This is a genomic window from Pseudomonas sp. TWR1-1-3 (assembly GCF_049896805.1).
GTDB classification, from domain to species: domain Bacteria; phylum Pseudomonadota; class Gammaproteobacteria; order Pseudomonadales; family Pseudomonadaceae; genus Aquipseudomonas; species Aquipseudomonas bubulae.
Window position 1 is genome coordinate 250,504 of record NZ_JAFCUZ010000003.1, and the last position, 15,195, is coordinate 265,698.

A 15,195-nucleotide genomic window follows, 5' to 3' on the forward strand; every position below is an offset into this window, starting at 1 on the left:
AGGTGCCTGTTGCCAAGTAAAGACCCTGTAGCCACTATAGGGTCAAGCATCCTTTTGGAGATCTGCTTGATGAAAATTGGCGAACTGGCGAAATTGACCGACTGTCAGGTCGAAACCATCCGTTATTACGAACGCGAAGGGCTGCTGCCAGAGCCTGCGCGCAGTGAAGGCAACTACCGTTTGTACACCCAGGCCCATGTTGAGCGGCTGACGTTTATCCGCAATTGCCGCAGCCTGGACATGACCCTGGAAGAAATCCGCAGCCTGCTCAACCTGCGTGACAGCCCCCAGGACCAGTGCGAAAGCGTGAATGCGCTGATCGACGAACATATTCATCACGTCAAGGCGCGGGTCGACAGTTTGCTGGCCCTGCAGGCGCAATTGCTCGACCTGCGGCAAAAGTGTGGCGAGGGGCCTGACGGGGAGCATTGCGGGATTTTGCAGCAGCTGGAAGTCAGCGGCTCGGTCAGCCCGCCGGAAGGCGAGCCCAGCCATGTGGGCAGAAGCCACGGGCATTGATTGCAGGGCGCCGATGCAGGCCTTGGCCCTTCAATCGTGCCGGACGCGGAGCGCCTAAAACGCTATTCTGTCCAGGTTTTCCCCTTACAGAATGTGAACTGCCAAATGCCAGACTGGAACCACTACCTACAGCGCATCCTTGAGTTGATGAAGCGCTATCCAGGGCTGATCGCGGCGTTTGGCTTTTGCTCGGGGGTGGGCAGTTTCATTCTGGTGGACCGCCAGCAAGGCATGGCCCGCTGGATTGCGGTGATCCTGCTGGTGAGCTGGGTCTGGTTGATGCTGGAAAACACCTTCACCCGGCTGTTCAACCGGGTGTTCAAGCGCGAAATACCTGAACCGCTGCTGCGCTATGCAACCCAGATGATCCACCAGGAAAGTTTTTTTTTCGTCCTGCCATTTTTCTTTATCACCACCACCTGGAACAGTGGCCAACTGGTCTTTACCGGACTTCTGGGCGTGTGCGCACTGATCGCCATCACTGACCCGCTGTATTACAAATGGCTGGCCCCCCGGCGCTGGCTGTTTCTGGCCCTGCACACCCTGGCCCTGTTCGCGGCCATGCTGACGGCGTTGCCGATCATCCTCAACCTCACCACCTCCGAGAGCTACAAGCTGGCGCTGGGCACCGCCGTGCTACTGTCCATTCCCAGCCTGGCCGTGAGCCTGCCGCTGAAAACCTGGCGTGGCTGGCTGGTATTGCCCTTGATAGTGCTGGCCCTGGGCGGCACCGGCTGGCTGCTGCGATCCTGGGTGCCACCAGCTACGCTGTGGATGACCGAAGTGGCCGTCACCACCCAGTTGCAGGACCGCACGCCGGGCGAGAGCATCAAGCACATCAGCGTCAGCGAGCTGCGCAGTCGTGGCCTGTACGCCTATACCTCGATCAATGCGCCCCGGGGTTTGAATGAGCGGATTTACCATGTGTGGCAACTCAACGGCCAGGAGGTCGACCGCATCGCCCTGGATATTCATGGCGGGCGCAAAGAGGGTTATCGCGCCTGGACCCACAAGCAGAATTTCCCGCCGGACCCGGTGGGTCGCTGGCAAGTCCGGGTGTTGACCGAGGATGGGCAACTGATCGGCGTTTTGCGCTTCAGGGTTAACCTGGATCAATCTGCGCCTGCGGTTGTTAAGGCAAACTGAAGCACTTTTGCCGGATTGTGCTATTACATAAGGTCTGCGTTCAAACGTACCGAGCTGGGAGCTTAAGACTATTACGGCCATGGCGGGCAATGCCCAACTAGACACTTCCGGTAATCCGGCGCGACTGCTGATCAGCGGCGACTGGACGCTTGCCCATTACACACGCCTCAAGCAGCAGACCGAACAGCTGGTCGGCAAGTACGATGCACAGACCGCCATCAACCTGGACGACGTGTCCAGCATCGATACGGCCGGGGCTTCGCTGCTGGTGGAGCTGCTGGGGGCAGAGCGCGTCAGCCAGTTGACCGACACCGCCCAAAAACTCCCCGCCGCCGACCGCGCCTTGCTGCAAACGGTCTATTCCTCGATGCGCGATTTTTGCGTGCCGGTCGCAGCCCAGGAACAGAACGTCGGCATCCTCTTGCTCAGCCGCATCGGCAGCGCGGTCTACAAGCTGTGGCAAGACTCCCTGCAACTGCTGGGGTTTATCGGCCTGATCCTGCAGACCCTGGCGCGCAACCTGTTTCGACCCAAACAATGGCGCATTACCCCGGTGGTGGCGCATATCGAGCAGATCGGTCTTAACGCCGCGCCGATCGTGGTGTTGCTGACCTTTATGGTGGGCGCCGTAGTGGCGTTTCTCGGGGCCACGGTACTGGCCAACTTTGGTGCGGGGATTTTTACCGTTGACCTGGTGGCGTTTTCCTTCCTGCGTGAATTCGGCGTGTTGCTCACCGCCATCCTGCTCGCCGGGCGCACGGCCAGTGCCTTTACCGCACAAATCGGCTCGATGAAAGCCAACGAAGAAATTGACGCGATCCGCACCCTGGGCCTCGATCCGATGGACTTGCTGGTGTTGCCACGGGTGCTGGCGCTGTTGATTTCCCTGCCGCTGCTGACATTCATGGCCATGATGGCGGGCATCCTCGGCGGTGCCGTGGTCTGCGTGGTGTCCCTGGGTATCTCGCCGGACATGTTTATTTCGCTGCTGCACTCGGATATCGGCGTGCAGCACTTTTTGGTGGGCATGGTCAAAGCGCCGTTCTTTGCCTTCCTGATTGCCGCGGTGGGCTGCCTTGAAGGCTTTAAAGTCAGCGGCAGCGCCGAGTCGGTGGGCGCCCACACCACGTCCAGCGTGGTCCAGTCGATCTTTATCGTGATCGTCCTCGACGCCGTGGCCGCGTTGTTCTTTATGGAGATGGGCTGGTGAGTACGTCCCTGCGCAAACCCGGCGAGACCGTGATCGAGGTGCGTGACCTGTGCAACCGCTTTGGTAGCCAGACCGTGCATGAACACCTCGACCTTGATGTGTACAAAGGTGAGATTCTCGGCGTGGTCGGCGGCTCCGGCACCGGCAAATCCGTGCTGCTGCGCAGTATTGTCGGTTTGCGTCGGCCCACTGAAGGGCAGGTCCGGGTGTTTGGCCAGGACTTGATGAGCCTTGATGAACAGGCGCGCTCGATGATCGAACGGCGCTTTGGTGTGCTGTTTCAGATGGGCGCGCTGTTTTCTTCGCTGACGGTAAAAGAGAACATTGCCCTGCCCCTGATCGAGCACGCCGGCCTGAGCCGGCCTGATGCCGAGCACCTGGCGTGCGTCAAGCTGGCGCTGTCGGGATTGCCCCTGTCGGCAGCAGACAAGTACCCGTCTTCACTGTCCGGTGGCATGGTCAAGCGCGCAGCGCTGGCCCGGGCGCTGGCGCTGGACCCGGACATCCTGTTTCTGGACGAACCCACCGCTGGGCTGGATCCGATCGGCGCGGCGGCCTTTGACCAACTTATCCTGACACTGCGCGATGCGCTGGGGTTAAGCGTGTTCCTGGTCACCCACGATCTCGACACGCTGTACACCATCACTGACCGGGTGGCGGTGCTGTCGCAAAAACGGGTGCTGGTGGCGGCACCCATCACTGAGGTCGAAGACTACGACGACCCGTGGATTCATGACTATTTCCATGGCCCCCGTGGCCGCGCCGCGTACGAAGCGGCAACCCACCTCAAGGAGCAATGACATGGAAACCCGTGCCCATCATGTATTGATCGGCCTGTTCAGCGTCCTGATTGTCGTCGGGGCCATGCTGTTTGGCCTGTGGCTGGCCAAGGCGAGCATGGACAGCACGTTCAAGGATTACGAAGTGGTGTTCAACGAAGCCGTCAGCGGCCTGTCCAAAGGCAGCTCGGTGCAATACAACGGCATCAAGGTCGGCGACGTGATCGAACTGCGCCTGGACGACAAGGACCCGCGCCGGGTACTGGCGCGCATTCGTCTGGCGGCCAACACCCCGGTCAAGGTCGACACCAAGGCCAAGCTGGCACTGACCGGCGTGACCGGGACTTCGATCATCCAGCTCAGTGGCGGTGACCCCAACAGCCCGCCCCTCAAGGGCAAGGACGGCAAGCTGCCGGAAATCGTGGCTTCGCCCTCGCCCATTGCCCGCCTGCTCACCGACGGCTCTGACGTGATGGCCAACGTCAATATGCTGCTGCATAACGCCAATGCGTTGTTCTCCGAAGACAACGTCAACCGTGTCAGCAAGACCCTGGACAACCTTGAGCAAACCACTACGGCCATTGCCGGTCAGCGCGGCGATATCAGCCAAACATTGAAACAGCTGGCCCAGGTCGGTAAACAGGCCAGCGTCACGCTTGAGCAAACCAACGTGCTGATGCGCAACGCCAACGGCCTGTTGAGCACCGAAGGCAAACAGATGTTCAACAGCGCCGAGCAGGCCATGAACTCGCTGCAGCAGAGCACGGCGACGATCAACAAACTGATCAACAACAATGAGGACTCGCTCAACAGCGGCCTGCAGGGGCTGAATCAGCTCGGCCCTGCAGTCAATGAACTGCGCGAAACCCTTGGCACATTGCGCTCGATCTCACGGCGCCTGGAATCCAATCCAAGCGGTTACTTGCTGGGCCGCGAGCAGAACAAGGAATTCACCCCATGAAGCGCACCTATCGCCTGGCAGGTTCCATCGCCCTTGCTACTGGCCTGAGCCTGCTCAGCGCCTGCTCGATTTTGCCCAAACCCGAGATAGTCGACGTGTATCGGCTGCCGGCGGCGCAAGCACCCATGGCCGTCAGCCAGAGTACGCCAGTGAAGTGGTCATTGCGTCTGGAAAAGCCGATGACCACTGGCGCGTTGAACAGCCAGAACATCGTGGTGGTGCCTGAGGGCAACCTGATCAGTAACTACAAAGGTGCCCGCTGGAGCGATACGGCCCCGGTGCTGTTGCGCAACCGTCTGCTTGAGGCCTTCTTGCAGGATGGCAGGATCCAGGGCTTGAGCACCGATGACAGCAACTTGCAGTCCGATTACGAACTGGGGGGCGAATTGTTGGCGTTTCAGACCCACTACAACGGCAAAAGCCCGGAAGTGCTGATCCAGTACAACGCCCGCCTGGTACGCAGCAGCGATCAGCGGGTGATTGCTTCCAAACGCTTTGAGACGCGCCAGCCGCTGAGCAACCCGATGGTACCAGGCGTGGTCGCAGGTTTTGGCCAGGCCAGTGATGTGCTGATGCCACAAGTGGTGCAGTGGGTGATGCAGCAGGGGCAGGCGCAGCGTTAAAAACGCCCGAAGCAAGAGCCCAAAGCCCCTCCCCCCAACCCTCTCCCTGCGGAGAGGGTTGAAACCAGGTTCACACCTCCCTTCAATTAAAGACCGCTGTCTTGATACCGGCATTCGTAAATTCACACTAATCACCCTGCTGTAGGAGCGGGCTTGCTCGCGATGGGATCGACGCGGTGTGTCTGTCAGACCACGTCATCCGAATCACGAGCAAGCCCGCTCCCACTGGGTTACGCATGTTCTGGCGGCGGGTTCTTGTTCTCCTTGATCTTGTACGAAGCCACATACAGCGCTGGCAAAAACAACAGCGTGAGCAAGGTGGCCGATAGAATGCCGCCGATCATGGCGTAGGCCATCGGCCCCCAGAACACGTCCCGGGCAATCGGAATCATGCCCAGGCTGGCCGCTGCCGCGGTCAGCAGAATTGGCCGACGACGATGCTGGGTGGCTTGCATCACCGCGTGCCACGGATCGAAGCCGTCGCGTTCGTACTGGTCGATCTGGGTCACCAGGATCACCGAGTTACGCACGATGATGCCCACCAGCGCCAGAATCCCCAAGATCGCCACAAAGCCCATCGGCGTGCCGGTGGGCACCAGCGCCAGCACCACACCGATCAGCCCCAGCGGCGCGACACTGACCACCAAGAACATCTTGTGCACGCTTTGCAGCTGGATCATCAGGAAGGTTGCCATCAAGAACAGCATCAACGGCACGACTTTGGCGATCGGGCCCTGGGCCTTGGCGCTCTGCTCTACCGTACCGCCGGTTTGCACGTTGTAGCCTTCTGGCAGGTTGGTGGCGAACTTGTCGACCTCGGGCTTGAGCACCTTGACCAGATCGGTCGGCTGCATCGAGCCGCGCACCGAGGCCTTGAGGGTCAGGGTGGGGATCCGGTCACGGCTCCAGATCAGCGGCTGCTCAAGCTCGTAGCGCACCGTGGCAAAGGCCAATAGCGGGATCGAGGTGCCGCTGGGGGTGGTGATCTGCAGGTTGAGCAGGGTTTCCGGGGTACCGCGCTCGTTGCTGTTGGCCCGACCGACGATATTGATCAGGTAAATGTTGTCCTTGACCTGGCTGACGGCGGCACCGCTGACGATGCTGTTCATCACATGGGCCACGTCTTCGGATGACAGCCCGAACTGGCGGGCCTTGTCCTGGGCAATGTCGATACGCAGCACCTTGCCGGGCTCGTTCCAGTTGAAGATGGTTTCACCGACATTGGGGTTGGCGTCGAGCACCGAGGCCAGGTCGATCGAGTACTTGCGCACCAGGTCGATATTCGGCCCGCTGACCCGATATTGCAGCGGCTGGCCCACCGGCGGCCCCAGTTCCAGGGTGTGCACGAAGCTGCCCACCCCCACAAAGTCCTCGCGCAAGCGTTTGTTGAGCCGTTCGATCAGGGCATCACGGCTTTCCAGGCCTTTGCTGACAATCACCAACTGGGCATAGAAAGGGTTTTGCAGTTGCTGATCGAGCGGCAGGTAGAAACGGATCGCGCCTTCACCGATGTACGAGCTCCAGCGCACGATATCGTCATCGCCCTTGAGCGACTCTTCAAAACGCTGGGTGACCTTGAGCGTCTCCTGGATCGAGGCGTTTTGCGGCAGGTTCAGGTCCACCAGAATCTCGGGGCGGTCAGAGGCCGGGAAAAACTGGTTCTGCACCAGGCCCATGCCGAACACCGCCAGTACAAACATCAGCACTGTCGCACCAATGGTCGTCCAGCGATAACGCATGCACCACAGCAGCGCGGTGTCGAAGGCCTGGGCCAGGCGCCCGGGTTTCTCGGGCTTGGGTTTGACCTTGGCGCTGAGGATATGCACGCCCAGCACCGGCGCGAACAGCACGGCCACCACCCACGACACCAGCATTGCCACGGCAATCACCGCGAACAGGGTGAAGGTGTACTCCCCCGCCGAGCTGTTGTTAAGGCCGATGGGCACAAAGCCTGCCACGGTCACCAGTGTCCCGGTGAGCATCGGGAACGCCGTGGAATGATAGGCAAAGGTCGCCGCCTGCTCCTTGGTTTCCCCAAGTTCCAGCCGGGTGATCATCATCTCCACCGTGATCATCGCATCGTCCACCAGCAGGCCCAGGGCGATGATCAGCGCACCCAGCGACACGCGCTGCATGGCGATGCCGGTAAATTCCATAAACACGAACACCAGCGCCAGCACCAACGGGATCGAGATCGCCACCACCAGACCGGCGCGCAGGCCCAGGCTGATAAAACTCACCGCCAGTACAATCACCACCGCCTCAAACAGGGCGCTGGTGAAGCCGCTGACAGCTTCCTCGACCACTTGCGCCTGATCGGACACCATATGCACGCCCACACCCACCGGTAACTGCGCGGTCAGGTCGTCGATGCGCTGCTGTAGTTGCTTGCCGAACTCCTGAATGTTGCCACCATCAATCATGGCGATTGCCAGACCAATGGCCGGCTTGCCGTTGTAATGGAACATGGGGGCCGCGGGGTCGACGTAGCCACGGGTGATTTCGGCAATGTCGGCCAGGCGGTAAAAACGGTCGTTGACCCGCAGATTCACGGCGGCCAGATCCTCAACGCTGTGGAACTGCCCAGAGGTGCGTACCGACATGCGCTCCGGCCCGGCCTCGATTACCCCGGCGGGAGTGACGGCGTTCTGCTCTTGCAGGCTTTCCAGAATGTGCTGTTGGTCGAGGCCCAAAGCTGCCAGTTTGCGGGTCGAGAAATCCAGATAGAAGGTTTCGTCCTGTTCACCGATGGTCATCACCTTGCCGCGATTGGGTACATCGCGAATGCCGGTGCGCACTTGCTCTACATAGTCGCGCAGCTGACGCATGGTGAAGCCGTCGCCGGTGAAGGCGAAAATGGTGCCATAGACATCACCGAACTCATCGTCGAACCCCGGGCCTTGAATGCCCTGGGGAAAGTCGCCGCGAATGTCGCCGATCTTTTTGCGCACCTCATACCAGATATGCGGGATGGCATCGGCTTTGGTGGTGTCCTTGAGGAACACAAACACCGTCGACTCACCGGGCCGGGTGTAACTTTGCACGTAGTCGAGAGAATCCAGCTCCTCAAGCTTTTTCTCGATGCGGTCGGTGATTTGCAGGCGGGTTTCGTCGACCGTAGCACCGGGCCATTTGGACTGGATGACCATGGTTTTGATGGCGAAGGACGGGTCTTCAGCGCGTCCGAGATTGATGTACGAAAAAATCCCGGCGACCACCGCGACAAACATCAAATACCAGACAAATGACTGATGCTTCAGAGCCCACTCGGACAGGTTGAACTTCCCATTCATTGCGAGCTTTCCTTATCGAGTCTGACTTTCTGCCCGGGGGTGAGGCTGTACACACCTGCACTGACCACCCTGTCGCCGGTTTTGATGCCACCCGACAACAGCACGTTGCGGGCGTCGCGGCGCAGTACGCTGACGTCACGCGGGCTGACGGTTTGGGTGGCGCTGTCAATGATCCATACGCGGCTGTGGCCGTCGACTTCCTGCAGGGCAGTGAGCGGCAGCTGGAAGTGCTCGGCTGTCGGGCTGCTGACGGTCACGCTCACCGAGCTGCCAAGACGGAATGCCGCCGGCGTCTGGTCCAGTGTCAGGCGGGTGCGGCGGGTGCGGGTGGCGCTGTCGGCTTGCGGGGCGATTTCGCGGACATGGGCGCGGGTGTTGATAGTCGGGTCGAGCTGGCCGGCGACGAGGAATTCGATACCTTTGGGCAGTGCTTCGGCCAACGGACCCGGGAGGTCGATGACCGCCTCCTTGATTTCAGGGCGGGCCAGTGTGACCACTTCCTGGCCAATGCTCACCACTTGCCCGGCCTCGGCATGCCATTGGGTAATCACGGCATCATGGTCGGCGCGCAGGTTGCAGTAGCTGAGCTGGTCCTGAGCCTGATTGACCGCAGCCTGCGCCTGCTGCATCGAAGCCTGTGTGGTCTTGAGGTCGGCTTGCGCGGTGTCCAGTTGGGCCTGGGCGCCCACACCACGGTCGAACAGCTCTTGCTGACGACGGGCATTGGCCCTGGCGTTGATCAATTGTGCCTGTACCTTGGCCAGATCACCCTGGGCCGCACGCAGCTGGTTTTGCTGATCGGTGGGGTCGAGGTTGGCCAGAATGTCACCCTGTTTCACCACCGCACCCACATCGTAATAACGGCGCACGATGCGCCCCGGAACACGAAAGCCCAGGGTGCTTTCATAACGAGCTTCGATACTCCCAGCAAAGCGGCCCAGATCCTGGACCAGCTCGGGCCGGGCAATCACATACAGCGCCGGGCGAACGGGTTCCGGCGGCTGTTTCTCCGAGCAGCCCATCAGCATCGCAGCAGCCAGCGGCATCATCCATAAACGCCTCATAACTGCACCCCTTCGGCCGGTGCGGGAACGATTTCAACTTTCATGCCCGGGTGTAACAACTGCCCCCCTGCAACCACGACTTTTTCTCCATCCTTGAGGCCTTCGCTGACAATCACGCTGCCGGTCAGGTAGCGCCCGACCTTGACCCGTTGCAGGCGTACATTGCTTTGCTCGTCGGCGATCCATACGGCGGGCTCGCTGATGTCCTTGGTCAGGGCCGACCATGGCAGTTCAATGCTGGCGCTGGGCGGCGGGGTCAGGTTGACGCTGACAATCGAGCCCAGGTCCATGCCCTTGGGCAAGGCGTCGAGCTGCACCTTGATCTGCAACGTACCGCTTTGTGCCGCAACCGTGGGAGTGATTTCACGGATCTGGCCGTTGACCTTGATTGTCGGATCGCTCAGCAGCGTGACCTGTACCGTGGGGTCTTTGGGCGGTTCGATAAACAGCGATTCATACACGTTGAATACGGCATCCCGTGCGCCATCGCGGGCCAGGGTAAAAATCGGCATGGTGGCCTGTACCACCTGCCCGACTTCGGCCTGGCGCGCGGTGATGATGCCCGGTGCCTCGGCCTCCAGGTTGCTGTAACTCAGTTGTTCGCGGGCGTTGGCCAATTGCGCCTGGGCCGCTGCGAGGGCACTTTTGGCGCTCAGTTGGGCGGTATTGGCAGCATCGTATTCGCTTTGGCTGGTGTAGCCCTTTGGCAGCAGCTTTTGCTGACGCACAAACGCCGCGCGGGTTTGCACCACTTGCGCCTGTTGCGCGTTAACGCTGGCCTGGGCGGTCTCGACCTGGATCTTCAGGTCTTTGGGGTCGAGACGGGCCAGCACCTGATGGGCCTGGATATGGTCACCTACATCCACCTTGCGCTCGATAATCTTGCCACCCACCCGGAATGACAGCTGGGTTTCGACCCGGGCCTGAATATCACCGCTGAGCTGGATCGGTGGGGCGAACTCACGGGTACTCACCTGTTGCACATACACCCGGGGGGACAGAGGCTCTTTGGGGCCCTCCTTGCCGCACGCGGTGAGAAGCGCCAACAGGCTCAAGCCCAAAATGCCCGTGTTCAGTGGACCAGCCATGCAAGCTCCTTTGCGTGATGCCGTTTAACATGCGGATACGGTTGATAGCGTAGAACAGTGTTCAGCGTCTGTGGGACTCTATTACCGCCTATCAGTTTCACGAAATGAGGTCACCCCATGCTCACCACCCTGGCCGTGGCCAACTACCGTTCCATCAATCAGTTGGTGGTGCCCCTGGCCCGGCTGAATCTGATCACCGGCCCCAATGGCAGTGGCAAATCCAACCTTTATCGCGCCCTGCGCTTGTTGGCCGAAACCGCCCAGGGGGGTGTGGTCAATGCCCTGGCCCGTGAAGGCGGCCTGAGCTCGACGTTCTGGGCCGGGCCTGAGGTGATCTCCCGCCGCATGAAGCTGGGCGAGGTTGATGTCAACGCCAGCGTGCGCCAGGAAGCCAAGCGCCTGCGCCTTGGTTTTGCCGGAGAAGACTTCAGCTACGCCATCGCCCTGGGCTTGCCGATACCCGGACGCACGCAGTTCAACCTCGACCCGCAGATCAAGCATGAGAGCCTATGGGCAGGGCCTTTTTACCGCCCGGCCAGCGAGCTGGTTGAACGTAAAGGCCCCATGATCCGCGCCCGTGACGGCCGCAACTGGCAGGTGTTGGCACAGCACACGCCGCTTTTCGACAGCCTGTTCGATCAGGTCGGCAGCTTGCAGGCCTCGCCCGAAGTGTTGCAGTTGCGCGAGTCCATCCGCGGCTGGCGTTTCTACGATCACTTTCGCACTGACCCCGACGCGCCTGTGCGCCAACCACAACTGGGCACGCGCACGCCGGTGCTGCATCATGATGGCCGTGATCTGGCCGCTGCGTTGCAAACAATCCTTGAGGTCGGCAACCCTGAAGCCTTGCATGCCGCGATCAGCGATGCATTCCCTGGCGCACGGCTGGAAATCGAATGTGTGCCCGGCGGGCATTTTTATATCGAGTTTTATCAAGAGGGGCTGTTGCGCCCGTTGTCTGCCGCCGAGCTCTCGGACGGTACCTTGCGCTATCTGCTGCTGGTTGCGGCTTTGCTGACCCCGCGTCCGCCGAGCATGATGGTGCTCAACGAACCGGAAACCAGCCTGCACCCCGACTTGTTGCCCGCGCTGGCGCGGCTGATCATCAGTGCTTCGCAGCACTCGCAGGTGTGGGTGGTATCCCATGCCCGGCGTCTGATCGCCGCCCTGCAACAAGACCCTGAGTGCAACTGCATCGTGCTGGAAAAAAACCTTGGCCAGACAGAAGTGGTCGGCCAACGCATGCTGGACCAGCCCGCCTGGTATTGGCCCGACAAATAAAAACGCCGACGCTATAAAAGCCGTCGGCGTTTTCAGTAGCCTGGCGTGTAATCAGAACGCTGGCAGTACCGCACCTTTGTATTTTTCAGCAATAAAGGCTTTTACTTCAGGGCTGGTCAGGGCCTTGGCCAGCTTCTGGATTGCGACGCTGTCCTTGTTGTCAGGGCGGGCAACCAGGAAGTTCACGTATGGCGAATCAGCACCTTCGATGATCAGCGCGTCAGTGGCCGGGTTCAGGCCTGCTTCCAGCGCGTAGTTGGTGTTGATCATGTCCAGGTCAACCTGGTCCAGCACCCGTGGCAGCAGTGCGGACTCAAGCTCTTTGAACTTGAAGTTGTGCGGGTTCTTGGCGATGTCCTTCGGGGTCGACACAGCGTTGGTCGGGTCTTTGAGTTCGATCAGACCGGCCTTTTGCAGCAGGATCAGGGCACGGCCGCTGTTACTGCCTTCGTTAGGGATAGCGATGGTTGCGCCGTCTTTAAGCTCGGACAGGTTTTTGACCTTCTTCGAGTAGCCACCGAAGGGTTCAACGTGAACACCGATCACGGTGGTCAGGTTGGTGCCTTTGCCTTTATTGAAGCTTTCCAGGTATGGAAGGGTCTGGAAGTAGTTGGCGTCCAGGTGTTTTTCGGCCACTTGCACGTTAGGTTGCACGTAGTCGGTGAACACTTTGATTTCCAGATCCACGCCTTCTTTGGCGAGGGTTGGTTTGATCAGCTCAAGGATTTCGGCGTGAGGCACCGGCGTTGCGGCAACCACCAGTTTTTCGCCAGCCTGTGCCAGGCCTGCAGTCAAAGCAGCCGCCAATGCGGTAAACAACAGAACCTTTTTCATGCGATACCCTTATGTGTGTGACCGTTCGTATGACGGTTTTCCTGGAAGACGAAGCGGACAATACCGAGTTTCTTTATTCCAGAACAATAATATTTATTCAGCTTCTTATGCCATTTTGTTCACTTGAGTTTTTTTTGGGGAGCGGGCTTGCCCGCGACAGGAACGCCGTGGTGTGACAGATACACCGCGTCGCTGCCATCGCGGGCAAGCCCGCTCCCACAGGGTCAAGGCAACAACTGCCTGATCGCCGCCAACTCCTGTGCCGTGGCGCCTTTTACAAACAGCTCGATCTGGCTCAGGGCGTCAGGCAGGTTCAAGTGCTCGGGCTGGATCTCCTCGCCGGTGCTCACCAGCAAGGCAAAATGAATCACGTTTTCCAGCTCACGGGTATTGCCCGGCCAGCTGTGGCGCTCAAGTACCCGCTGGGCTCTGTCGCTGATAAACGGCACGGGCAGGTTCAGGCGCTGGCTGTAAATACCCAGGAAATATTCGGCCAGCGAAAGGATGTCCCCCGGCCGCTCGCGCAACGCGGGCAAGTCCAGCCGCCCTTCGCTGAGGTAGTGATACAGCCGCTCGTGGAATTTTCCGGCAGCCACCGCCTGCGCCAGATCGATACTGGTGGCCGCCACCAGGCGCACGTCCACCGGGCTCGGTTGATGGGCGCCCACACGGGTGACTTCGTGGGTTTCCAGGGCAGCCAGCAGCTTGGTCTGGATTGCCCATGGCAAGTCGCCGATTTCGTCCAGATAAAGAGTCCCGCCATTGGCCGAACCAAACCACCCGGCGCGGCTGCTGGCCGAACTGCTGTGTGTTCCGGCGGCATAGCCAAACAGCTCGGCGTCAGCGTAAGTGGGGCTGATGGCACCGCAATTGACTGACACAAACAGGCCGGTGCGGTCACTGGCGCGGTGGATATGTCGAGCCAGCAGCTCTTTGCCGCTGCCGGTTTCACCACGAATCAGCACGGGCAAGGCGCGCGGCGCGAGCAGCTCCAGATCGTTGCGTAATTGGCGCGAGCGGGGGTCGACAAACACCAGCGCTTTGGCGCGAATGCTCAGCGGGCTTTTTTCCGCGTCAGGAAAGGTCAGCAGCGGCTGACCGAAGGTTTCATGCAGGCTCATGGCAGGCTCCCGCCCGCCGCCGGAGGGTGGGCGCGGGCGTTACAGGAATTCACGCGCGACGCAGGGCGCCGTGCTCGATACGGGTTTGCAGGCGGTATAAAAAGGCGAAGCCTTGCTCCCAGCGCTGGTGTCCGGATTTAACGTTGATATGCCCGGCGCCGCTGATGATGCCGATCTCGGCGCCCCATTGACGGGCAAATTCCATAGCCCGTGGCGCGCTGACAGCACCATCGTTATCCGAGCTGACGATGTGGCTTGGAAAAGGCAACGACCGGGTCGGGATCGGGGCAAAGTTGCGCAAGGCCGGCGCACAGGCCGGGCGCTCGACGTCTGCCGGGGCCACCAGCAACGCGCCGCGCACTTGGTTTAACAGGCTTTCTGGCGCACGCTCGGCCCAATGGGCTACGGTAATGCAACCCAGGCTGTGGGCGATCAGGATCACGGGGGTGCTGTCGGCAGCAATGGCTTCGGCCAGGGCGGCGATCCAGTCTTCGCGGCGGGGCGTCAGCCAGTCGGCCTGCTCCACCCGAGCACTGTTCGGCAAGTTGTTTTGCCAGTGGGTTTGCCAATGATCGTCGGACGAACCTTGCCAGCCCGGCACTATCAAATAGCGAATCGAATCGTTGCCCATGGGTGTGCGCCTCCAGCGGTATGTGTGTTACCGAGTCAGTATAGGGACGGTTTTTAGATTCGCTAAGGAATAAGAAGCTATTTGTTTATAACTAAAAATAAAAACTTGAGGGTTGTGCACCATGAAAAGCCTGGTCGACCATTTGAGCCAATATGCTGCCTATCACCGCGACCCGCACAATATCGCCACGCATTTCGTGGGCATCCCGCTGATCGTGATTGCCGTTGCAACGCTGCTGTCGCGCCCGCAATGGATGGGTATTTCACCGGCAGTGCTGGTGATGCTGGCCAGTGCCGTGTTTTACCTGCGCCTTGAGTTGCGCCTGGGGTTGTTGATGACGCTGCTGCTGGCTTTGACGGTGTGGCTGGGGCACGCGCTGGCGGGGTTGGGCACCGCTGCCTGGCTGGGCTGGGGAATTGGACTGTTTGTGGTGGGCTGGGTGTTCCAGTTTGTCGGGCACTATTACGAGGGGCGCAAGCCGGCGTTTATCGATGACGTCACCGGGCTGATCGTGGGACCGCTGTTTGTGGTGGTGGAACTGGGGTTTTTGCTGGGCTGGCGCGAGGATTTGCGTCGAGAGATGGCGCTGCGCGCCGGTTAGCGCATTGTGGGAGCGGGCTTGCTCGCGATTGGGCCACCGCAGGG

Annotated in this window: 14 protein-coding genes; 8 read left to right on the forward strand and 6 right to left on the reverse strand. The window is 60.3% G+C overall.

The features are described 5' to 3' along the window. Positions 1-69: 69 nt before the first annotated feature. The 6 genes from cadR (at position 70) to ACP7BE_RS13965 (ending at position 5,238) form a co-directional block, all read left to right on the forward strand. Positions 70-519 (forward strand): Cd(II)/Pb(II)-responsive transcriptional regulator, encoded by a 450-nt coding sequence (gene cadR, locus ACP7BE_RS13940; RefSeq protein WP_094999775.1) that lies wholly within the window; start codon positions 70-72, stop codon positions 517-519. Positions 520-624: 105 nt separating this feature from the next. Beyond that, positions 625-1,665, forward strand: a complete 1,041-nt coding sequence (locus ACP7BE_RS13945) for a DUF5924 family protein (protein ID WP_426106227.1) — start codon at positions 625-627, stop codon at positions 1,663-1,665. Positions 1,666-1,744: 79 nt separating this feature from the next. Further along, positions 1,745-2,875, forward strand: a complete 1,131-nt coding sequence (locus ACP7BE_RS13950) for an ABC transporter permease (protein WP_094999773.1) — start codon at positions 1,745-1,747, stop codon at positions 2,873-2,875. 8 nt (positions 2,876-2,883) lie between these two features. Next, on the forward strand, positions 2,884-3,675 hold the full coding sequence (locus tag ACP7BE_RS13955; protein WP_153326752.1) for an ABC transporter ATP-binding protein: 792 nt from the start codon (positions 2,884-2,886) through the stop codon (positions 3,673-3,675). Between the two features lies 1 nt (position 3,676). Further along, positions 3,677-4,615: an MlaD family protein gene (locus ACP7BE_RS13960; protein ID WP_094999771.1), complete on the forward strand. Its 939-nt coding sequence runs from the start codon at positions 3,677-3,679 to the stop codon at positions 4,613-4,615. Then, positions 4,612-5,238: an ABC-type transport auxiliary lipoprotein family protein gene (locus tag ACP7BE_RS13965; protein ID WP_094999770.1), complete on the forward strand. Its 627-nt coding sequence runs from the start codon at positions 4,612-4,614 to the stop codon at positions 5,236-5,238. The genes ACP7BE_RS13960 and ACP7BE_RS13965 overlap by 4 nt, the downstream gene beginning before the upstream one ends. A 230-nt stretch (positions 5,239-5,468) precedes the next feature. Here ACP7BE_RS13965 and ACP7BE_RS13970 read toward each other — a convergent pair whose 3' ends face one another. From ACP7BE_RS13970 to ACP7BE_RS13980, 3 genes are read right to left on the reverse strand one after another with little or no spacing between them, the layout of a single operon-like run. Next, positions 5,469-8,531 (reverse strand): efflux RND transporter permease subunit, encoded by a 3,063-nt coding sequence (locus tag ACP7BE_RS13970; RefSeq protein ID WP_095017844.1) that lies wholly within the window; start codon positions 8,529-8,531, stop codon positions 5,469-5,471. Continuing rightward, on the reverse strand, positions 8,528-9,595 hold the full coding sequence (locus ACP7BE_RS13975; protein WP_094999768.1) for an efflux RND transporter periplasmic adaptor subunit: 1,068 nt from the start codon (positions 9,593-9,595) through the stop codon (positions 8,528-8,530). Before ACP7BE_RS13975 ends, ACP7BE_RS13970 begins: the two co-directional genes overlap by 4 nt. Then, on the reverse strand, positions 9,592-10,683 hold the full coding sequence (locus ACP7BE_RS13980; RefSeq protein ID WP_426106231.1) for an efflux RND transporter periplasmic adaptor subunit: 1,092 nt from the start codon (positions 10,681-10,683) through the stop codon (positions 9,592-9,594). The genes ACP7BE_RS13975 and ACP7BE_RS13980 overlap by 4 nt, the downstream gene beginning before the upstream one ends. Before the next feature lie 117 nt (positions 10,684-10,800). Between ACP7BE_RS13980 and ACP7BE_RS13985 the strand changes: the two genes are divergently transcribed. Further along, positions 10,801-11,964: an AAA family ATPase gene (locus ACP7BE_RS13985; RefSeq protein ID WP_095020495.1), complete on the forward strand. Its 1,164-nt coding sequence runs from the start codon at positions 10,801-10,803 to the stop codon at positions 11,962-11,964. Between the two features lie 51 nt (positions 11,965-12,015). Here the strand turns inward: ACP7BE_RS13985 and ACP7BE_RS13990 are convergent, their stop codons facing one another. The 3 genes from ACP7BE_RS13990 to ACP7BE_RS14000 all read right to left on the reverse strand — a co-directional run bounded on the left by ACP7BE_RS13990 (position 12,016) and on the right by ACP7BE_RS14000 (position 14,550). Beyond that, entirely contained in the window at positions 12,016-12,798 is a 783-nt protein-coding gene (locus tag ACP7BE_RS13990) for a MetQ/NlpA family ABC transporter substrate-binding protein (RefSeq protein ID WP_095017848.1), read from the reverse strand. A gap of 224 nt (positions 12,799-13,022) precedes the next feature. After that, positions 13,023-13,919 carry a sigma 54-interacting transcriptional regulator gene (locus ACP7BE_RS13995; protein ID WP_426106234.1) on the reverse strand — a complete coding sequence of 299 codons (897 nt, stop codon included), beginning with the start codon at positions 13,917-13,919 and terminating at the stop codon, positions 13,023-13,025. A gap of 49 nt (positions 13,920-13,968) precedes the next feature. Next, positions 13,969-14,550, reverse strand: a complete 582-nt coding sequence (locus ACP7BE_RS14000; RefSeq protein ID WP_426106236.1) for an alpha/beta hydrolase — start codon at positions 14,548-14,550, stop codon at positions 13,969-13,971. A gap of 121 nt (positions 14,551-14,671) precedes the next feature. On the opposite strand from ACP7BE_RS14000, the gene ACP7BE_RS14005 reads away from it, so the two are divergent. Then, positions 14,672-15,151 (forward strand): DUF962 domain-containing protein, encoded by a 480-nt coding sequence (locus tag ACP7BE_RS14005; protein ID WP_094999762.1) that lies wholly within the window; start codon positions 14,672-14,674, stop codon positions 15,149-15,151. The last annotated feature ends 44 nt before the right edge of the window (positions 15,152-15,195 follow it).